Consider the following 20838-nt stretch of genomic DNA (forward strand, 5'->3'; position numbering starts at 1 on the left):
CGCCCTAGACCCAGTACCCATGCGGCTTTCCAGCCTGCCTAGCCTGCAGCCCGCATGGAATATGCGCGCTGGCAGAGGTGCTTGGCGGTTTATTCTTTGAACTGATCACTACCAAGCTGATCCAATGCTATGATTTTGTGTATGCGTTTTTTAGCTCGCTTGGCAAATAGCTAGTACCTTTAAAACGCAATGTTCCCCCTAAAAATATCTGGTGCAGCCCGCTGCCCCGACCCAACCTAGAAAGCGATCATGACAAAAACCTTGCTCATGTTGCTGTGTTCTAGCCTGGCAATCCAAGCCAGTCTAGCCGCAGACACGACCCCAAGCACGCCGGCAGAAAAAAATTCTGCCCAGACTAAGCTAGCTGCTACCCCAATTGACGTGTCTGGTCTCAACCCCTTGCTCAGCGTCAGCACTTTGCAGTACCAATTCCCGCCTTTCGACAAGATACAAAACGCCCATTTTGCACCGGCGTTTGCCGAGGCGATGCGTCAGCACAACGCCGAAATCAGAACGATCGCCGACAATCCAGCCAAACCGAGCTTTGACAATACCGTGCTCGCGATGGAGAGCGCCGGGCAAACCTTAGGGCGGGTTTCTCGTGATTTCTTTAATCTCAGTTCTGCCAATACCAATCCGACCATGGAAGCCTTGTCGCGCGACTTAGCCCCCAAACTGGCGGCGCACAACGACACCATTTATCTCAATGAAAAACTGTTTGAGCGCCTCAGTGCGGTGTATGAATTCCGCGCTAACCTGGCGCTGGATGCTGAATCGCGGCGTCTGCTAGAGCGCTATTACACTGACTTCATACGGTCCGGCGCCAAGCTCTCGGCCGCTGACAAAATCAATCTGAAAAGCATGAACGCCCAATTGGCAACACTGGCCACCCGCTTTGGCCAAAACATTTTGAACGAAACCAATCTGTCGGCCTTGATCGTGGAAAACAAGGCGGAGTTAAAGGGCTTATCCAAAGATGAGATTAAAGCCGCTGCCGATGCCGCCAAGGCGCGCGGCTTAGAAGGCAAATACCTGATCGCCTTGATGAACACCACTGGCCAGCCCTACCTCAGCAGCCTCGCCGATCGCGAGTTACGCAAACGCCTGTATGAAGCCTCGACCGAGCGCGCCAGCCACGGCGGAGAGTTCGACAACCAAGCCACCATACTGAGCATCGTCAAGCTACGCGCCGAACGCGCCGCCTTGTTGGGCTACGCCAACCATGCGGCCTACACGCTGGAAGATGAAACCGCTAAAACCACCAGCGCAGTGAATAAAATGCTCAGTGAATTAGCCCCGGCAGCGGTGGCCAATGCGCGCCAGGAAGCGGCCGACATGCAAAAGCTGATCGATGCAAAAAAGGGCGGCTTCAAATTGGCGGCGTGGGACAGCGCCTATTACAGCGAACAAGTTCGCAAGCAAAAATATAGCTTTGACGAATCCCAATTGCGCCCTTACTTTGAACTCGATCACGTGCTAATCGACGGCGTTTTCTTTGCCGCCACCAAGCTATACGGCATCACATTCAAAGAGCGCAAGGATTTACCGGTCTATCATCCTAGCGTAAGGGTGTTTGAAGTGTTTGACGTCGATGGAAAATCCATGGCCTTGTTCATCGCCGACATGTATGCGCGCCAGAGCAAGCGCGGCGGCGCCTGGATGAATGCCTACACGCCACAATCGGGTCTGTTTGCAGCGCAAACTGTGATTGCCAATCATCTCAATATTCCACAACCACCAGCTGGCCAGCCGACCTTACTCAGTTACGATGAAGTACGCACTGCCTTCCATGAGTTTGGCCATGCACTACACGGTATGTTCTCGAATGTCCGTTACCCACGCTTCTCGGGTACTAATGTGCCCAGAGACTTCGTCGAGTATCCATCCCAGGTCAATGAGATGTGGGCAACCTGGCCTGAGGTTTTACAAAACTATGCCAAACACTACCAGACTGGTGCAGCGATGCCGGCCGAGTTACTCGCCAAGATCGCTGCCACTGGCAAATTCAATCAAGGTTTTGCCACCACTGAATATCTGGCCGCTTCCTTGCTGGACCAGCGCTGGCATCAGCTCACAGCCAACCAGATTCCTACGGATGTATTGGAATTTGAAGCGCTAGCACTCAAGCAGGCTGGGGTTGCCTTTGCTCCTGCACCTCCACGCTACCGTAGCAGCTATTTCTCGCACATATTTGGCGGCGGCTATTCGGCCGGCTATTACGCTTATCTGTGGAGTGAAGTGCTAGACGCAGATACGGTAGACTGGTTTAAGGAGAACGGCGGCTTGAGCCGTAAAAATGGCGACTGGTTCCGTCAACAATTACTCTCGCGCGGCGGCAGCGTCGATGCCATCGAAGCGTTCCGCCAGTTCCGCGGACGCGATGCCCAAATCGCCCCCTTACTGTTGCGACGTGGACTCAAGACCGAGAGCAAATAGCTTCGCTGAAACTAGCGTAGATGCAAAAAGGGAGCCTAGGCTCCCTTTCTTATTTGACGCAGATAAAACTTATTCCAGCTTCCAGACAAAATCAACTTTAGACCACAGTTGTTCAGCTTTGCCGTCTTTGCTACCAGGCTTAAATTTACACTGGCTCAAAGCACTCAGCGCCGCCTTGTCCAAGCTCTTAGAACCACTCGATTTTTCGACTTTGGATTCGACTACCTTGCCATCGGTGCCAACCAGGAAACCCATGCCGACCGTACCGGTCTCTTCGTTCATGAGCGCTGCTTTTGGATATTTTGGAGGATCGCAAGACTTACTATCCATCACGGGTGCGACCTCTGCCGCAAATGAAGACGAAGCGGCAGCCAATAAACAAGCGCTAGCAATCAGAGACAAACGAGTTTTCATAAATACACTCTACTTTATTAAATAATTAAAAATTCTACGTCAACTTACGATAACAGCGCCAATCCTGAGGCAGCTTTGCCCCAGTCTTTAAGGACTTACTCAAAACTGTTCCAGCTAGGCGTACCGCCGCAGACAGTACTTTAGTACGGCAAGGCGGATACAACAACGCTGGGACGGTTTTGCGTAAGTCCTTAAAACTCTTCCCACTCGTCAGCACCGGCAGCAGCGGCTTTTTTCGGTACCGCTTTAGTCGCTGGTAAAGACTTGTAGGCAGCAACTTTAGGCTTAGTTTTTGCAGGCAGACGTGTCACTTCGGCGCGACGAGCTGGTGCTACCGCTGCCTTGATCTGGCCACGCTGTTCGCCCGCGTTGAGTTTAAATATGCTGACCACTTTTGCCAATTCGGAGGCCTGATCTTGCAAACTCTGAGCCGCTGCGGCTGCTTCTTCTACCAACGCCGCATTCTGCTGAGTCATACCGTCCATTTCTATCACCGAGCGGTTAATCGCCTCGATGTCGGAACTTTGTTCCTGGCTGGCGGCACTGATCTCGGCAATAATATCGGTCACATGCTTGACGCTAGTGACGACTTCATCAATGGTAACGCCGGCCTGCCCAACTAACTTGGTACCAATCTCAACCTTCTCTACTGAGATCCCTATCAAGGTCTTAATCTCTTTGGCGGCCGCGGCACTACGCTGCGCCAGGTTTCTCACCTCTGAGGCAACCACAGCAAAGCCACGACCCTGTTCACCAGCCCGCGCCGCTTCCACCGCGGCATTCAAGGCCAAAATATTGGTCTGAAAAGCGATCCCATCAATCACACTAATGATGTCGACAATTTTCTTGGAGGATTCATTAATCGAGCTCATGGTTTCGACCACTTGTGTCACCACCACGCCGCCTTGACGCGCCACTTCTGAAGCCGATGCTGCCAACTGATTCGCCTCACGGGCATTATCCGCATTTTGCTTAACCGTGGTGGTCAGTTCACGCATGGAAGAGGTGGTTTTCTCCAGCGAACTTGCTTGTTGCTCAGTACGATTCGAGAGATCCAGATTACCGCTGGCAATTTCACTGGAAGCGGTAGCGATGGTGTCGGTACCGACTCTCACCTGACCGACAATATTCACCAGACTGTCGCGCATGGTTTTCATTTCAGCCAATAAGCTAGTCTCATCACCCGCCTTAGTTTCAATCACAGCGGCCAAGTCGCCTGCCGCAATTTGGCTAGCGATTTGCGCGGCATAATCCGGCTCACCGCCGAGCTGCTTCAAGATACTACGGGTAATCACCACGGCAGCAGCAATCCCCGCCAGCAAAGCCAATGCACCCAGTACCAACATCAGGGCCCTGGCACTGGCAAAGGCTGATTTGGCGTCCTGAGCGATTTCAGCATTGAGCTTATCCTCGACGGCCACCAACTCATCAAGGGTATCGAGCCATTTTTTCTGGATAGGGCGGATTTTTTTGATCAAGGCGACAGTCGCTACTTCAGGATTATTCGCCAGACCTAATTCTTGCGCTTTAGCTGGCAAGGCCGCAGCGGCAGTTTCTTGTTCCTTAATTTTCGCCAAGAGAGCCTTCTCTTCAGCGGTGGTCGCAGTCTCAGTGCTGAACATTTTCGCCAGCTTTTCTTCCGCTTCCGCATACTTCTTAGACTGTTCTTTGATCTTCGCCAGATCCGGTGCCATATCATCGGCATCATTTAATAAAGTCAAATTGCGCAAAGACACCATGCGATCAAAAACAATGGCGCGCATGTCCATCACCAAACGGGTCTCGACGTTACTCACACCAACGATCTTTTCCAGCCTGTCCTGGATTTGCGCCATGCGCGTAATACCCAACAAGGTAACCACAGTCAACAAGACCAAGACCAACGCAAAGCCTAAGCCCAAACGTTTCCCTACCTTCATTTTTGTGAAATTCATTATATTTTGAGTGATATCTAAAATTGATGGGAATTGTGAGTCAGAAACGCTATCAACTTCGAATTTACTTAATTTAAACAAGCCTGCAGTGCCCAGCTTGCCGTACACAGCATATCGAAATTTTTTTGTAGATTTTCTACATTTTTATTATTATTTTTTTGACGTTTTCCGACAAACCAGAAAACATACTTGCGTCGAATATACTCTATTATTTTTTGAAGGCAAGAGATTTTTTGAAGTCAAAAAGCAGCTCGATTCATCGTTGATAAGAAATTTTAAAGTCGTCTCGATTTTTATGAATCCATCAGTTTTTTCTTAAAAATAAGAAGAGAACTATCGGAAAAAATTGCCCTATTAGCCCAAATTTTCTTTGCTACAAATCAAACCAAACAATGTTTGATATGGCGGACTGAATTATTAAAGTTCAACGGCCAAAAAGGATGCGAGCTTTATCCCGAAAAAATATTCTCCATGATTTTTGTTGTCTAGCAATAAATTGCTAAAATAAGAAATGGGGTAGCTTTCAAGGTTACTCGCGGCGCATTCAGATTGTTAATAAAAAATATATTTATAACTTGTGCTTTTTGTATCTGACAGTAATGTAGAATAATTATTTTTAAAAATGAAAGGAATTTTTCATGACTTCAAAATCACTTTTTCTTTTGCCTATTTTCTCGCTTCTATTTGGCTGCGCGGAACCTTTAGTCACGAGTCAAAATACGCCACAAGAAGAAAAGGTCTATATAACTGGTAGCAATCTTCCTCAGAAAAAAGGAAGCAGTAATGTGGGTCAAATGAGTAAAGAGGAAATAGAGGCCACAAAACGTAGTAACGGCCCGTTGACGATAGGAAGATAAATGATTGCTGTGCACCGCAAAAATTGAATCAGATCGATTTTTCGGGCAAATGGAATATCAAATTATCTGTTTAAAAATCTAATCAGTTTTTTTACGCAAATTTCTATCTGCACATGCAGTTATAGGATCTATAACTGCAAATTTACTTTTCAGTTCAACAATTCAAAGTAAAAACGTAAAAGCCCGGACATGCATGAACGATAAATTGATTATCGATCACAAATGTCCGGGCTTTTTAATGCATCCCACATTACCTAGATCAGGTATTGTGGGAGTTTAATATTACATGAAGCGGTATCCAACTGTGACATACACGAAACGTCCGCGTGGATCGTATTGAGTAATATCATAGCCAGATTGGAACTGATTACTTACAGGTACAAATATTGGTGGCTGTTTGTTTGTCAAATTACGTACGCCCAGACCCAATGTTAAGCCTTTGATGCCTTTGTAAGTTACGTTTGCATCGTACAAAGATTGCGCAGAGACGAAGTTACGCTCGCCATCAACTTGTCTGAAACCTGTTTCGTAACCATTGTAATAGTTCTGAATCAGAGTTGTAGCAAAATCACCATAAGTCCAAGTGCCACTCAAAGCATGCTTCCAGCGCAATACGATACCGCCGCTATCTGCGCCCAAAACAGGATCGCCGTTGGCGTCAACCAAAGTACCGACTTTCTGAGAAATAGTTCCGCCTGGGCTAGTTTGATCATACTTGCTCATGTAGGTACCGTTTAAGGCAAAATCAAACTTACCGACTGAGCTATTAAGACGCCATACTGCAAAGACATCAGCACCGGCAACTATCGCATCGCCAGTATTCGCTAAAGTCGTTTGAACCGTATCAACATCGTTACCGTTCAAAGTGACCAAGTTCTTATAAGCAGGGTCACCAGCTCTGAAGCGAGAAACAACTTCTTGCGCAGAAGGAGTCGCCAGAATGTCCTTAACCTGAACTTCGAACAAATCCACGCCAAATGTGAAGTTATTAAATGGCGACAACACCATACCAACTGATTTCTGCTTGGATTTCTCAGGTTTCAAATTAGGGTTACCACCACTAACACCCGTCACTTGCAACTGGCTCTGACCAGTGGCTGGATCGTTAAATTGGGCAGTTGATCCTGTTGTTTGAGGAGTCCACAGATCGGTCAAAGTAGGAGCACGGAAACCTGTACCGACAGAAGCGCGCAACACCAATGGTTTAGTCGGCTGCCAACGTACATTAGCCTTGTAATTTGTTGATGCGCCAACGTCATTATAACGATCGTTACGTACGGCTAAGCCACCTTCCAGGTTTTTCAGGAAAGGAACGCTCAATTCACCAAATACAGAATTAATAGTCCGGCTTTGATCAATTGGAGGCACCGCACCGCCCAAACCAGCAACGTCACCCGCAGTCATTGCTGGGCTAGGGTTAGTCAAATAAGACTCACGACGTGTTTGCAAGCCGGCCGCATATTGTGCCGTGATGCCAGCAAGCTCAGGCAAATCACCACTCAACTTAGCATCAGCAACTCTACTCTTAGAGGTACCGTGAATAGTATCACCAGTATATTGAGCAGTCTTCAATTTTTCAGCCAAGGCACCCGTCTGCGCACCACCGGCTACCCAAGGGTTCCAGTTATTTGCTGGGTCATTGATAATTTTTGCGTAAGCAACTTGTGAGAAATATCCACCAGGTACAGTGCCATCCACTTTACTTTGGTTAGCAGCAAAGGCAACTTCATAGTCCTGACCAAGCACTGAACCTTTAGCGCCGATTACCATACGGCTTTGAGTTGCAACGTCCTTGCTTTGACGGCCGCCAAAATCGAATACACGGCTAGTAATCGCCAAAGGTTTACCGATCAAACTATTGAAACCTTGAGCAGTCAAATAAGGCACAGCTATATTTTGATAAGCTGGATTACTTGGATACAAAGTCAAGAATGGATCGACTTTTTGATTTGCAAATTCAGCATCCGTAGTTAAGAAGCTACGACGAACCGGGCTAGCCTGGAATGTTTGAGTAACTGTGCTCTTAGAGTACAAAGCATCGGCAAACAACTCATGATTCGCATTTATTTTAAAAGCAAAGTTACCTGTGAAATTGGTCAATTCACGATCAGGTATCAAACCGACGAAGCCATTACTATCAAATGCGCAGTAAGGCGCGCCTTTGCTTGTGTTGGTCGCGTTTTTGAACATTTTTATGGATTCGCAAGTATTACTCGCGGCCAAAGGATTTCCGTATCCAGAACCTGGCGAATTACCAAAACCGGGAACGCGATCCGGACTTGTTGGATAAGCACCTGGAACAACCGCACCCTCAATATTTCCCTGGCCAGTCGCACCAGCAGTATAGTAAGGCGAATTGTTACCGGATTTCGCGTATTCACGATCCTTAGCAAACAACGCATCTTCTTTTTCCATCGACGCAGACAAGACGACGCTAAAACGATCAGTATCTAAATTACCAAAACCAGCGGTAATCGATGCTTTTTTGTTTTGTCCGCCACCTTTGGTAGAAGGCGAGCCATAACCAGCTGTCGCTTCTACACCTTGGAAATTCTTAGACAAAATAAAGTTAACCACACCGGCAACAGCATCACTACCATAAACACCAGAAGCGCCGTCTTTCAATACTTCAACCCGTTCGATTGCGGCCAAAGGAATCACGTTGACGTTAACTGTGGCACCACCACCTGCTGCAAATGCGGCAAGTCTACGGCCATTGACCAGAACCAGAGTACGCTCAGAACCCAGGCCCCGCAAAGAAATCGAGGAGACACCATAAGTTGAAGAGCCAGCACCAGTCGCATTATTCGTTGCGCCTGAGGAGGACAAGGAAGAGATAGAATTTAACAATTCTTGTGTGCTCGTTGCACCAGTCCGTGCGATCTCAGTTTTGTTGATCACTTGGACCGACAATGCTGTTTCACCGTCAACGCGTTTTACCGAAGAACCGGTAATTTCAACTCTCTGTACCGATGCCTCTTGCGCCACTGCCTGTTGTGCCAACAAGCTTGCGCTCATTGCTACACCGCCGACAAACATCAGACGTACTGATCGGGATAACATTTTTTCAACCATGATTAACAATCTCCGCTTGGAATTTTGAACTAATTAATTTTGCTTTGCGGGCAATATTGCACGCCGACTTTTATAAAGTTTCTCTTCACAAAAATCTACATCCCTCTTACGAATACTTTTTCCAAATACTTATGCCGCTAGTGCAACAAATGTGTTTTTTGTAATTTTTGTAAACAAGTTCGTTTTTTTGAACCAATTTATGTAAATTATTCTGTCAAAATGTATCCACAACACATGGAACCATTTTGACTACGTTAGTGTCAATACGGACTTTTTTCAAATTCGCAAAAAAACAACAAATAGAAAATTGTTGTTTTTTTGAGGCTTTTTTAATGCTCATTTCTTGTGCTTTGCAGCAAATTCTTTAAGGAATGCACTGATAACATACGGATTTTGCATTTATTCGCCTTAAATTAGCTCAGGCAAAATATTATTCTTACTATCCGAGTATGGCTTTGTGGAAATTTGCAGATTAGGGCAGAGTTTTTGGAAATGCCGTTCATTCTTGCCATTTACTAACGAATCTGTATCTTTAAGGAAGTAAAAATTCTCTAATTAACAAAGAAAAACGCTCACATTTGGTGCAAAATTTCGGCGAAAAATTTGCGCTAACGCAAAAAAATATATTTCGACCTTGACACGGCTTTGTCTCCAATTTGCGACTAATGCGCTCATTTCGCAGGTTTGACGCATGCAGCTTTTGGTTTAGAGCCTGTCTCCTAGCTGGAAATCGACAGCCGCATCCCTGCTTTGTGTATTCTGGCGTCATCTTTTATCTAGAGGCAGGCTCATGGCACTTACTTCCCCCCAACTTTATCCCCATCTTCTGGCTCCGCTCGACTTGGGCTTTACGCAACTGCGTAACCGTACCATCATGGGTTCCATGCATACAGGCTTGGAAGACCGCTTCTATAATTACCCTAAATTAGCGGCCTATTTCAGGGAAAGGGCGCGCGGCGGTGCTGGTCTGATCGTCACTGGCGGGATTTCACCGAATCGGCGCGGTTGGCTATTGCCGTTTGGCGGCACCATGAATAGTCTGGCCGATATCTGGAATCATAATAAGGTGACGACTGCCGTGCATGAGGAAGGCGGCAAGATCGTGATGCAGATATTACATTCGGGTCGTTACGGCTACCAACCCTTTGTGGTGTCGGCCTCGGCTAAAAAATCGCCCATATCGATGTTTAAGCCCAAGGCTTTGAGTGAAGCCGGTATACAAAGCACCATCAAGGACTATGTACGCTGTGCCAGACTAGCGCAAAAAGCTGGCTATGACGGGGTCGAGATTATGGGTAGCGAAGGCTATCTGCTGAATCAATTTTTATGTGCGCGCACCAATTTTCGCCAGGATCAATGGGGCGGCTCTATAGAGAACCGCATGCGTCTGCCGGTCGAGATCGTGCGTAGTGTGCGTGCTGCCGTGGGTAGCAATTTCATCATCATGTACCGTCATTCGATACTCGATCTGGTCGAAGGTGGGAATAGCTGGGACGAAGTAGTTAGTGTGGCGCAGGCCTTGGAGCGGGCTGGCGTAACGATACTCAATACTGGGATAGGCTGGCATGAAGCGCGTGTTCCGACTATCGTCACCTCGGTACCACGAGCCGCCTTCGCCAGTGTGGCTGGGCGACTAAAGCAAGTGCTTACTATCCCTGTAGTCGCCTCGAATCGTATCAATATGCCGGATCAGGCTGAGGCCATTATTGCCAACGGTGATGCCGATATGGTGTCGATGGCGCGCCCTTTTCTGGCCGATCCTGAGTTCGTCAATAAAGCCGCCAGTGGCCGTAGCGACGAAATCAACACATGTATTGCCTGCAATCAAGCTTGTCTGGATCACACTTTTGCGAATAAGCGTGCCTCTTGTTTAGTCAACCCGCGCGCTGCGTTTGAAACCGAGCTGCGCTTTTTAAAAACTGCCCAAGCCAAAAGAGTCGCTGTCATCGGGGCTGGGCCTGCCGGTTTATCGGCCGCCACGGTCGCCGCAGAATGCGGCCATGATGTCACGCTGTTTGATAGCAGCGACAAAATAGGCGGGCAATTCAATATAGCAATGCAAGTTCCAGGTAAGGAGGAATTTGCCGAAACCATGCGCTACTTTAGACGTAGACTAGAAGTGACCGGTGTTCGGGTTCAGTTAGGGCATAGAGTTAGCCGCGCTGAATTACTCACGCAAAATTTCGACGAAATTATCGTCGCTACTGGCATTGTTCCACGTACCCCGCGCATTATTGGCGCCGAGCATCCCATGGTTTTGTCCTATCTTGATGTTTTGCAACATAAGAAGCCGGTTGGAAAGCGCGTGGCGATCATAGGTGCCGGTGGCATAGGTTTTGATGTCGCTGAGTATCTGTTGCACGATACTAGTAAGCCCTTGCCGCTACCACTATCAGACTGGTTGGCCGAATGGGGCGTCGATACTCAGGCCAAGGAAAACGGTGGTTTGGTGACACCAACGCCAGCCCATGCTTTCCGCCAGATTTACTTGCTGCAAAGAAAAGAAAGCAAAGTTGGTGCGGGTCTAGGTAAAACCTCAGGCTGGGTACACCGGGCTACTTTGCAAAGAAATGGGGTAGAGATGCTGGCTGGTGTCGATTATCAGCGCATCGACGATCAAGGTCTGCATATCACAGTCAATGGTCAGAGCCGCTTACTGGAAGTGGATAATGTGATCCTATGCGCGGGTCAGGAATCGCTGACCGAGCTAATGCCAGCGCCAGCAGAGACGCAAACTAGCAAGGGCGGCCCACGTTTTCACAAAATTGGTGGCGCCGCCTTGGCCTCAGAACTGGACGCTAAACGAGCGATACGTGAAGGTGCCGAGCTCGCCGCTTCACTTTAGTGACACTAAGCGCATAATTTCGGCAATAAAAAAGCCTGTCATCGACAGGCTTTTTTTATTTACAGCGAGAATTTATTTGGCGGCTTCGGCAGCGGCTACTTTCACTTCTGGCTCTTTAAACTTAGCACCACCCGCATTTGCCAGGTGCACTACGGCTCTAGCGACTTCAACATCATCCAGATCAGGATTGCCGCCTTTAGCTGGCATCGCGTTCAGACCTGTCATCGCATGTGCCAATACTTTATCGTAGCCTTGAGCAATGCGTGGCCCCCAGGCTGCAGCGTCAGCAAACTTAGGCGCACCAGCGGCACCGCTATCATGACAAGCTGCGCAGACCATTTTGTAGACGGCTTCACCGGACTGCAATACTTTAGGGCCGCTCGCGTCCTTGAAGGTGTAGCCTTCATTGGCTACCGGGCTAATTCTTGCCACAATAGATTCTGGCGTCTGCGCATTCGATCCGGCACCGACCACGTCACCACTAGACACGTACTTAATCAACAGAACGATAATAATAATCGGCACCAGCAATCCAGCCAAAACGGCAACGATTAATTGGCCAGGGGTCTTGATCGGTGATTCGTGTTGGTCGTGTGCGTCGCTCATGGTTTCCTCGGTGCAGTATTAGTATAGGGCGGGTTGCTGGTCACTCCAATTTTCTGGAGCTAGGCATACAGCCCTCGATTATAGTGGTAAAAGCGCAGGTTTGGAATGAAAAAGCAGATAGTGCGCCTCTGGTTTGCCTCACAATTGGGCAAAATTCGCCTGATTCACGACACTTTATGGGTATTTTCTCGAAAAACCTGAGTGTTTTAAGCCGACTATGAAGCGGCATTGGACAGAATAAGTCATTTTCCCGCATGCAAACTTGCCTCTAAACAGCTACAATAGCGCTCTGCAAAACTTGCACACCTAAGCGACCGTCTTCCAACGGATAGGATACGGGCCTCCGAAGCCCGCAATACAGGTTCGATTCCTGTCGGTCGCACCAAGTCCCCCCCTCTAATTTACAGCCGAATTGCGCAGCAGCTTGTTGCTGTCATAGCCTTGCAGCAATCTAAGAGTAAAATTGCTGCATGGATCTTCGCCTTCGTTTCGCCAGCGTTTGTCTGGCATTGCTTATTTGCCCAGTGCTGCGCGGCAGCGCGGCCGATTTCAATGCGGTCACCGAAAGCCTGCCCCCCCTCAATTACGAAGAAGAGGGTGTGATTACCGGCTACGCCACCGAACTGTTGCAGGCGAGCACGCAGGCCGCCAAGCTCACGACCAGCATCAGTCTCTTGCCTTGGGCGCGCGCCTATCAGACCGTATTGGCCCAACCGAATACCTTGATTTATTCAATCACCCGCACCCCGGAGCGAGAACCGGTGTTTGATTGGATAGGCCCTATCAGTCCACGCCAGATTTTTGTGTATAAGCTGCGTGAACGTAAGGATATACAAATCAAGACTTTATCGGATGTCGCCAAATACAAAGTTGGCTTGGTAAGGGAGATGGCTTCGACCAAAGACTTTATTAAACAAAGCGAGATCGCCGACAACAACATCGATTTTGCGCCTACCGTAGAATCGAACATTAAAAAGCTGTTCTTGAATCGCATAGACGTGATCGTTTCCCAAGACTGGAGCGCAGCGTTTTTGGCCAAATCGCTCAAGCGCAAACCAGAAGAACTCGAAGCAGTGCTCTTATTAGACAATACACACAGCTATTATTTCGCCATGAATATGAAAACTGATCCTAGCCTGTTGGCGAAACTAAGACAGGGCTTTGAGACCGTACAAAAATCCGGACAGATGGAAAAATTAAAGAACAAATATCTGCGTTGAGACTTTAGCCCAGCCCCGTGCGCTAAAAATTCAGGCAAAAATACATATACTCCCCTAAAAATTTATAAAATCTACCCTCTTGCGCACATGTTCATTGCGCGATTAAAAAATACCCACCCCCAGTATCTATAAATACAGACTTAGGCTGCGGCCACGCGCAGATGCTGGAGCTTGCGGGGCTGTGCTTCAGGCTAGCACCGGGAACAAGCTCAATTGCGTCTCTTCGCGCTGATCCGCCAGCCTGGTACCCAGGCCGATTAGGCGCACCGGCTGGCTGGCGCGCAGATAGCCAGTTTCCAGCAAATCAGCGAATACTTGTGCGTCTAGCGTGCTGCCGCGACACTCCACCGTGGTTTGGTGAAAATCAGCGAAACGGATTTTGACGTAGAGCTTTTGTATGCATTGCTCGGCTTGCGCGCGCTGCATGCGACCCTGCAAGGAGGCATACAGGGTTGGCAATTCAGCCTGGCAAGCCGCCAGATCGGCCAGATCGACCGCGTAGGTTTCTTCTACGCTGACCGACTTGCGCTCAGAACTTGCGATCACCTCGCGTTGATCGATGCCGCGACACAAGAGGTACAGGCTATTGCCGAGTTTGCCGAACTGGCGCAGTAAATCGGGCAACGACCATGTCAGCAAATCCTGGCAAGTCTGGATACCCAGGCCGTGTAATTTGGCGGCGGTGACTTTGCCAACGCCAAACAAGCGCGCCACCGGCAGCGTGGCGACGAAGTCTTCTACCTGACTGGGCAAGATCACGAATTGTCCGTCCGGCTTATTCCAGTCACTGGCGATTTTGGCTAAAAACTTATTTGGTGCCACTCCGGCCGAGGCAGTAATGCCGACTGTGGCGGCAATCCGTGCGCGTATCTCTTGCGCAATCAGGGTGGCACTACCCTGCTGCTGGCTGGCATGGCTGACATCCAGATAGGCTTCATCTAAGGACAAGGGTTCGACTAGTGCAGTGTAATCGGCGTAGATAGACAAAATCTGACGCGACGCAATTCTGTATTTTTCCATACTAGGCGGCAACACTACCAGATCGGGGCAACGTCGCAGCGCTTGTGAAGTGGGCATAGCAGAATGCACGCCGAAACGGCGCGCCTCGTAATTACAAGTAGCCACCACACCGCGTTGCTCGGCACGACCGCCAACCGCCAGCGGCCGACCGCGCAGGCTGGGATCGTCGCGCATCTCGACTGCTGCATAAAAACAGTCGCAATCACAATGGATAATTTTACGAACGGCAGGCTTCACGGCAACACCAAAAATTGAGTCTGTCTATTTTAAGGCAAAGCACAAAAAACTGTATGCATAATCAGTATTATTTTTAGGCGAATGCCCCAATTACCAAGTGCAGAATGACAAATGCGCGGATATGCTTCAGTATCTAGGGATTAACAAATCACTGTAAACCTCTACCACAGCGCTCATGAAAAAAAATTTTGCATCCCTCCTCATCTTGATCTGCAGCAGCAGTTACGCCACCGTGGCACCGGCCTATCTCGAAACTGCCGACGCTCAGGCGGATCTGAATCTAGCCTTGAAGCAGGCGCAGGCCAGCAAAAAGAAGGTCTTGATCATCTTTGGCGCCAACTGGTGCAAAGACTGCCTGGAGCTAGATAAATCATTTAAGGCTGAGAACGCCGCGTTGATAGCGTCTCAGTTTGTGCTGGTAAAAATCGACGTCGGGCAATTCGATAAAAATCTGTCTATCGCCAATGCATACGGCAATCCTATCAAAAAGGGCATACCGGCAGCGGTGATACTGCGCGCCGACAATACTCTGCTGTATGCTAGCAAAGGTGGCGAATTGTCCAATGCCCGTAGAATGGGCGACGCCGGGATTGCCCAGTTTTTCCAACAAGTAATGAGCCAGCACCCCTAACCGGAGCTTCAGCATGTCCGCAGCAGTTGAGCATTCAGCCGCCAGCAACACCGATGCGGCACTGAGTATCCTCCTGACAGCCATCGCCGAAGCGCTATGGGATTGGAACCTGCTCACTGGAGAAGTGATTTTCTCCAGCCAGTATCAACAGCTATTGGGCTATAGCGACAACCAGTTTGGCCATCATCTGGATGAATGGATAAACCGTCTGCATCCTGACGATGCCAAACCAGCCATGGCGCATTTGCGCGCGCATATCGACGGCCACGCCAACCTGTATCAGCATGAGCAGCGCCTGCTTTGCAAGAACGGTAATTGGAAATGGGTACGCGCACGTGGCAGTATCGTGGCGCGCGACAGCCAAGGTCGCCCTAGCCGCATGCTGGGTCTGATTGCTGAAATCAATAATGAACATCAGCAACAAGCTAAGCTGAATCTGAAGCTAAGTCTGAGTGACGCGATGCTAAAAAATTTTTCTCAGCATTTGCCCCACAGTTTCTTCTATCAGTTTCAGCGTTTTGCCGATGGTCATTTTTGTTTTCCGTATGCCAGTGTAGGCGTCAGCACGCTGTTTGGACTCAAGCCCGAGCAGATCAAGGACGATGCCACCGCGCTATTCCAGCTGATCCACCCCGAGGACCTTGAGCCGCTACGCCAGGCCATACGCAGCTCGGCCAGCAGTTTGCAAAACTGGCGTCAGGAATATCGCATCATGCACGGCTCAGAAGAGCGCTGGGTCATGGGCGACGCCCATCCCGAGGCTATGGCCGATGGCAGTGTTTTATGGCATGGTTTTTTAAGCGATATCACCGAGCAAAAACGCATACAGAAAAAACTGCAGGACAGCGATCAGCAAATGCAGCTAATCATGCGCGCCTCCAACCAGGGTTTGTTTGATTTTAATGTACAGACCGGGCGCGGCACCTACAGCGCTGAGTACGCGCGCATGCTGGGGTTTTCGCCCGATGATTTTCCGGATGCAAAAAAATTCTGGCAATTTTTCTGGCAAGAAAGCGTGCATCCCGACGATATCGACACTCTCAGAAACGCCTACCAAGAACATTTTTCTTCGCACGGAAAAATCGAGTTCAAAACCGAATTTCGACAAAAATCCAAATCCGGACAATGGCGCTGGATTCTATCCTTAGGCAGCGTGGTCGAGTGGGATGCGCAGGGTCGCGCAGTGCGCATGATAGGCAGCAATATCGACATCACTGAACGTAAAAACGCCGAGCAAGCGGTACGCCATCAGCAAGAATTACTCAGCAGCAGCCAGGCCAACTATAAGCATCTGGCCAACGAGCTAGACATCCTGATTTCGAACGCGCCGGTCGGCATCATGTTTGTCAGTGACGGCACTATCATCCGCGCCAACAAGACGCTGGCCGAGCTATGTAATTTCCCCGATGCCAAGGCCATGATAGGGATGAAATCGACCTTTCTGTATCAGAATGAAGCCGATTACCGCGCCTTTGCGGCTTTGGTAGTACCCAAACTGATCGCCGATGAAGCGGTAGAACTGGAATGGTTAGTCAAAGCCATAGACGGCAAGTCCTTCATGGCACGCATCGCTGGCCGCGCGCTGCCCTCGCAGCAATATGTACGGGGTGCAGTCTGGATGATAGAAGACATCACGCAGCAAAAAAACATGCTGGATGCTTTGCGGCATAGCGAACAAAGACTGCAAAGGCTGATGAATTCAAACTTGGTGGGGATAGCCCAAGGGGTAGAGCAGGCACGTCTGATCGATGTGAATACCGTCTTTACGCAATTGTGTGGCTATCCGCGTGCCAGCCTGCTGGGTGATGCAAACGTCTGGAGTTTGCTGTTATCCGAAGCAGATCTCGCCACTTTCCAACAGGCGTATTCTGAATTGCTAGGCAGCGGCACGACCCCTGCATTTGAGATCATGCTCAAGCATCTAGACGGGACTATGCTGCCGGTCTTGGTTGGCCTGAATTATCTGGAAAATTCGCATAGCGAATGGGTGATGTTCATGATGGACATCAGCGAAAGACATCGCATCAACCAACTTAAATCAGAATTTATTTCTGTCGTCAGTCATGAACTACGCACCCCTTTGACCTCGATACGCGGCTCTCTGGGTTTGCTGGAAGCTGGTGTTGGCGGCGTGCTGCCAGAGAAAGCGCAAAATTTGATCAAGATTGCCCATAAAAACAGCCGCAGGCTGGTCGGTCTGGTCAATGACATCTTGGATATGGAAAAACTGGCCAGCGGCAAAAGCAACTTCAAAGCCGAGCGACTCGATCTGGTGCCGCTGCTAGAGCAAGCGATAGAGGCCAATCACAGCTATGCGCTGGCCCTGAATGTACGCCTGCATTTATTCCATCACCCGGATCATGCATGGATCAAGGCCGACCCTGATCGCCTGATGCAAGTGCTAGCCAATTTACTCTCGAACGCGGCTAAATTCTCGCCCAAAGGTGAGGCCGTCAGATTGCAGATACACCCGCGTCTGGAACACGAACAACTGTACTACCGGGTCGAGGTAACGGATATTGGTGCTGGCATACCGGCCTCATTTCAGGCGCGTATTTTTGAACCCTTTAGCCAAGCCGATGGCACCGATACGCGGCAACAAGGCGGCACCGGTCTGGGCTTATCGATCACTAAAACACTGGTAGAAAAAATGCACGGTCACATGGGTTTTGTGACTGCGGTCGATGAGGGAAGCACCTTCTGGTTTCAATTCCCGGCCGAGCCATAGGCCTGGCCTATGTTTGCCGGGAGGCGCGGTATTCCGACGGCGTCGATAAAGTCCAGCGCTGGAAAGCCCGCCGGAAGCTGCGCTCATCCGAATAGCCCAATAGCTCGGCGACTGCTTCGGTGCCATGCCCCTCTAGCAGTAGACGCTTGGCGCGCCCCATTCTGACGCTCTCGGCAATCTGCGAATACGCAGCACCTTCACGCACCAACAAACGATGCAAAGAGCGCGGGCTGATCCCCAATGTGCTAGCCATCTCAGTCACACTACGGCACTCGCATTGCATGGCAACCAGAGTACGTACCAGACTCTGCTTACCCAGCACCCCGATGCTGGCCAATTCCTGATCGCAGGCATGGCGCGACAAGGTGGCTTGCTCGCTCTGTGCCGACAAGGGTAGTTCTAACATGGCGCTGGCAAACACCACCTGGCTGACGTCGGCACCGACGATCACCGGACAGGCAAAAAACGCCTCGGCAGCCGAGCGGCTTAGCTGTAGATTGCCGCGCAACTCTAGCCGCTGTGGCGTAAGTTGCGCACCAGGCAAGCTGCGCGCCGCGTTCATGGCGGTGGCCAGATGATCGAGATCGAGAAAATCCTGTAACTCCCTGTCATCAAACAGCGCATGTGAAACCAGTTGCGATTGCTGTGCACCCACTTCCAGCTCCAGTTGCAACATAGAGCCAGCAATTAATTGATATTCCAGACCGAAGGCCAGCGCCTGGCCTAAGTTAGCCTGCGCCAACATGCCCAACCCCATTTCACCAAGGGCGCTGACGCTTTTGCGGCTACCCGACAAGATTCCGAGATCGGCACCGCCTATGTGTCTGGCCAACAACAAACTTTCGCGTGCCTGGGCGTAACTGATGCGTGCGGTGCTGCTAGGCAAGCCATGCTGATCGACAGAAAAAGCCGGAAACATCTCACGCAAACGCCAGTTTTGCTCACGCCCAAGCGCAAACAAACCGCTGAAAGGATGAGCAGGAAAAATGGCGTCTTGCACTGAGAGCAGCGCCGGCATGGTGGGTGCAGAAAGGGAGTTCATGTGAGCGCTGGCAGTAAATGTCCTTATCTTTGAATTCGGTGCGGATTAAGATGTCCCTAAGAGCTTAAGAATAAGCTTTGCGAATAATAATATACCGAGAGTGAGACCAAACATGAATCAAATAATTCCTGACTACCTGGTCATAGGCGGCGGCTCCGGCGGCTGTGTTGTGGCCAGCCGACTCAGCGAAGATCCGGCGATCCGCGTGACCGTGCTGGAGGCTGGCAATGCCGGTGACAGCTGGCTCATCAAGATGCCGTTTGCGGTAGCAGCCATGTTGCCGACCAAGATCAATAACTGGGCCTTTGAAACCCTGCCGCAACCGGGTTTAAACGGCCGCAAAGGCTATCAGCCGCGCGGTAAGACGCTGGGGGGATCCTCGGCCATCAATGCGATGGCGTATATCCGCGGCCACAAACAAGATTACGATCACTGGGCAAGTTTGGGCAATACCGGCTGGTCGTTCGATGAGGTGCTGCCCTATTTTAAACGCTCAGAAAACAATGCGCGCCTGGGCGGCCCGCTGCATGGGCAAGCAGGTCCTTTGCATGTCAGTGATTTGCGTTCGGATAATCCGTTTCAAGCGATCTACCTAAAAGCCGCACAGCAAGCCGGTTTTAAGTCCAATCCCGATTTTAATGGGGAGGAGCAAGAAGGTGTCGGCATGTACCAGGTCACCCAACACAATGGCGAGCGCTGCAGTGCGGCACGTGCCTACCTGCATCCGCATCTAGCAAAGCGCCCAAATTTGACGGTGGAAACTGGCTGTCAGGTTACCCGCATCGTGTTTGAAGGCAAGCGCGCGGTAGGTGTTGAATATCTGCAAAATGGCGCAAAACATAGTTTGCGCGCCAAGCGCGAAATCCTGCTGGCGGCCGGCGCTTTCCAAAGCCCGCAATTATTGATGCTGTCTGGCGTGGGCGAGGCCAAAGCCTTGCAGGCACTTGGCATTCCCGTGGTACATGACTTACCCGGAGTCGGTCAGAATCTGCAAGACCATCCGGATTTCGTCTTTAAATATCGCGCCAAGAGTCTCGATCTACTGGGCATCTCGCTCGCTGGCAGCTTGCGCATGGCGCGCGAGTTTTGGCGCTACTTTAAAAAACGGCGCGGCATGATCAGCTCGAACGGCGCCGAAGGCGGGGCTTTTCTGAAAACCGACCCAGGCTTGAGCGCCCCCGATATCCAGCTGCATTTTGTGATCGCCATGATCGATGATCATGCCCGCAAGCTGCATCTGGGGCACGGCTACTCTTGCCACGTTTGTCTGCTACGCCCAAAAAGCGTGGGAGAAGTCACGCTGGCCAGCGCCGATCCGCTGGCAGCCCCCGTTATTAATCCGCGCTTCCTGGAACACCCTGACGATCTGGAAAACATGCTCAAGGCCTTCAAGCTCACCCGCAAACTGATGGATGCACCGGCCCTGATGGAGGTCCGCGAGAGCGAATACCGCACCGCCGACGTGCATAGCGATGATGAAATCCGTGCCGCCTTGCGCCAATACACCGACACCGTGTATCACCCTATCGGCACTTGCAAGATGGGGCTCGATGCGATGGCGGTAGTTGACCCTACCCTACGCGTGCATGGCTTGCAGGGCATACGGGTAGTGGATGCCTCGATTATGCCGTCCCTGATAGGCGGCAATACCAATGCACCGAGCATGATGATAGGAGAGAAAGCGGCCGATATGATCAAGACGGAAAACCGCTCGCAGCATCTGCAAGCCGCCTAGCCCAACGCGCATATCCCATGCGGCTTGCAGGCCAGGCAGGCCGCAAACCCGCATAGAA

13 protein-coding genes and 1 tRNA gene are annotated in these 20838 nt (G+C 50.2%); 8 read left to right on the plus strand and 6 right to left on the minus strand.

All coding sequences use genetic code 11. The annotated features are described in order from the left end of the window. Positions 1 to 249 precede the first annotated feature (249 nt). The gene (locus EJN92_RS08475; RefSeq protein WP_227869766.1) at positions 250 to 2436 is read left to right on the plus strand and encodes a M3 family metallopeptidase; all 2187 of its coding nucleotides are present in this window, start codon (positions 250 to 252) and stop codon (positions 2434 to 2436) included. A gap of 69 nt (positions 2437 to 2505) precedes the next feature. On the opposite strand, the gene EJN92_RS08480 is transcribed toward EJN92_RS08475, so the two are convergent. Together EJN92_RS08480 and EJN92_RS08485 are read right to left on the minus strand one after the other, a co-directional pair. After that, the gene (locus tag EJN92_RS08480) at positions 2506 to 2850 is read right to left on the minus strand and encodes an energy transducer TonB (RefSeq protein ID WP_126127414.1); all 345 of its coding nucleotides are present in this window, start codon (positions 2848 to 2850) and stop codon (positions 2506 to 2508) included. Positions 2851 to 3041: 191 nt separating this feature from the next. Further along, the gene (locus EJN92_RS08485; protein WP_194074974.1) at positions 3042 to 4784 is read right to left on the minus strand and encodes a methyl-accepting chemotaxis protein; all 1743 of its coding nucleotides are present in this window, start codon (positions 4782 to 4784) and stop codon (positions 3042 to 3044) included. Positions 4785 to 5422: 638 nt separating this feature from the next. Here EJN92_RS08485 and EJN92_RS08490 point away from each other — a divergent pair. Then, complete coding sequence (locus EJN92_RS08490; protein ID WP_126127415.1) at positions 5423 to 5641, plus strand: hypothetical protein; 219 nt, start codon at positions 5423 to 5425, stop codon at positions 5639 to 5641. A gap of 282 nt (positions 5642 to 5923) precedes the next feature. On the opposite strand, the gene EJN92_RS08495 is transcribed toward EJN92_RS08490, so the two are convergent. Then, the gene (locus EJN92_RS08495) at positions 5924 to 8716 is read right to left on the minus strand and encodes a TonB-dependent receptor domain-containing protein (RefSeq protein ID WP_227869767.1); all 2793 of its coding nucleotides are present in this window, start codon (positions 8714 to 8716) and stop codon (positions 5924 to 5926) included. Positions 8717 to 9506: 790 nt separating this feature from the next. Here EJN92_RS08495 and EJN92_RS08500 point away from each other — a divergent pair. Further along, positions 9507 to 11561 (plus strand): NADPH-dependent 2,4-dienoyl-CoA reductase, encoded by a 2055-nt coding sequence (locus tag EJN92_RS08500; RefSeq protein ID WP_126127416.1) that lies wholly within the window; start codon positions 9507 to 9509, stop codon positions 11559 to 11561. A gap of 72 nt (positions 11562 to 11633) precedes the next feature. On the opposite strand, the gene EJN92_RS08505 is transcribed toward EJN92_RS08500, so the two are convergent. After that, positions 11634 to 12167, minus strand: coding sequence for a c-type cytochrome (locus tag EJN92_RS08505; protein ID WP_126127417.1), 534 nt, complete (start codon positions 12165 to 12167; stop codon positions 11634 to 11636). A gap of 310 nt (positions 12168 to 12477) precedes the next feature. On the opposite strand from EJN92_RS08505, the gene EJN92_RS08510 reads away from it, so the two are divergent. After that, positions 12478 to 12552: transfer RNA gene (locus tag EJN92_RS08510), tRNA-Arg, on the plus strand. Positions 12553 to 12637: 85 nt separating this feature from the next. Next, on the plus strand, positions 12638 to 13387 hold the full coding sequence (locus EJN92_RS08515) for a substrate-binding periplasmic protein (protein WP_126127418.1): 750 nt from the start codon (positions 12638 to 12640) through the stop codon (positions 13385 to 13387). A 186-nt stretch (positions 13388 to 13573) separates the two neighbouring features. Here the strand turns inward: EJN92_RS08515 and dinB are convergent, their stop codons facing one another. Then, complete coding sequence (gene dinB / locus EJN92_RS08520) at positions 13574 to 14659, minus strand: DNA polymerase IV (RefSeq protein WP_126127419.1); 1086 nt, start codon at positions 14657 to 14659, stop codon at positions 13574 to 13576. A gap of 160 nt (positions 14660 to 14819) precedes the next feature. On the opposite strand from dinB, the gene EJN92_RS08525 reads away from it, so the two are divergent. Further along, positions 14820 to 15275, plus strand: coding sequence for a thioredoxin family protein (locus tag EJN92_RS08525; RefSeq protein WP_126127420.1), 456 nt, complete (start codon positions 14820 to 14822; stop codon positions 15273 to 15275). A gap of 13 nt (positions 15276 to 15288) precedes the next feature. Further along, positions 15289 to 18003 carry a PAS domain-containing protein gene (locus EJN92_RS08530; RefSeq protein WP_126127421.1) on the plus strand — a complete coding sequence of 905 codons (2715 nt, stop codon included), beginning with the start codon at positions 15289 to 15291 and terminating at the stop codon, positions 18001 to 18003. A gap of 7 nt (positions 18004 to 18010) precedes the next feature. Here the strand turns inward: EJN92_RS08530 and EJN92_RS08535 are convergent, their stop codons facing one another. After that, entirely contained in the window at positions 18011 to 19045 is a 1035-nt protein-coding gene (locus EJN92_RS08535) for an AraC family transcriptional regulator (RefSeq protein WP_126127422.1), read from the minus strand. A 112-nt stretch (positions 19046 to 19157) separates the two neighbouring features. On the opposite strand from EJN92_RS08535, the gene EJN92_RS08540 reads away from it, so the two are divergent. Next, entirely contained in the window at positions 19158 to 20780 is a 1623-nt protein-coding gene (locus EJN92_RS08540; protein ID WP_126127423.1) for a GMC family oxidoreductase, read from the plus strand. The last annotated feature ends 58 nt before the right edge of the window (positions 20781 to 20838 follow it).

The organism is Undibacterium parvum (assembly GCF_003955735.1).
Classification (GTDB): domain Bacteria; phylum Pseudomonadota; class Gammaproteobacteria; order Burkholderiales; family Burkholderiaceae_D; genus Undibacterium; species Undibacterium parvum.

Bases quoted from the DNA above. Each gene is read 5' to 3' on its own strand.
- EJN92_RS08475 (WP_227869766.1), top strand. From the start codon at position 250: ATGACAAAAACCTTGCTCATGTTGCTGTGTTCTAGCCTGGCAATCCAA.
- EJN92_RS08480 (WP_126127414.1), bottom strand. From the start codon at position 2,850: ATGAAAACTCGTTTGTCTCTGATTGCTAGCGCTTGTTTATTGGCTGCC.
- EJN92_RS08485 (WP_194074974.1), bottom strand. From the start codon at position 4,784: ATGAATTTCACAAAAATGAAGGTAGGGAAACGTTTGGGCTTAGGCTTT.
- EJN92_RS08490 (WP_126127415.1), top strand. From the start codon at position 5,423: ATGACTTCAAAATCACTTTTTCTTTTGCCTATTTTCTCGCTTCTATTT.
- EJN92_RS08495 (WP_227869767.1), bottom strand. From the start codon at position 8,716: ATGGTTGAAAAAATGTTATCCCGATCAGTACGTCTGATGTTTGTCGGC.
- EJN92_RS08500 (WP_126127416.1), top strand. From the start codon at position 9,507: ATGGCACTTACTTCCCCCCAACTTTATCCCCATCTTCTGGCTCCGCTC.
- EJN92_RS08505 (WP_126127417.1), bottom strand. From the start codon at position 12,167: ATGAGCGACGCACACGACCAACACGAATCACCGATCAAGACCCCTGGC.
- EJN92_RS08515 (WP_126127418.1), top strand. From the start codon at position 12,638: ATGGATCTTCGCCTTCGTTTCGCCAGCGTTTGTCTGGCATTGCTTATT.
- EJN92_RS08525 (WP_126127420.1), top strand. From the start codon at position 14,820: ATGAAAAAAAATTTTGCATCCCTCCTCATCTTGATCTGCAGCAGCAGT.
- EJN92_RS08530 (WP_126127421.1), top strand. From the start codon at position 15,289: ATGTCCGCAGCAGTTGAGCATTCAGCCGCCAGCAACACCGATGCGGCA.
- EJN92_RS08535 (WP_126127422.1), bottom strand. From the start codon at position 19,045: ATGAACTCCCTTTCTGCACCCACCATGCCGGCGCTGCTCTCAGTGCAA.
- EJN92_RS08540 (WP_126127423.1), top strand. From the start codon at position 19,158: ATGAATCAAATAATTCCTGACTACCTGGTCATAGGCGGCGGCTCCGGC.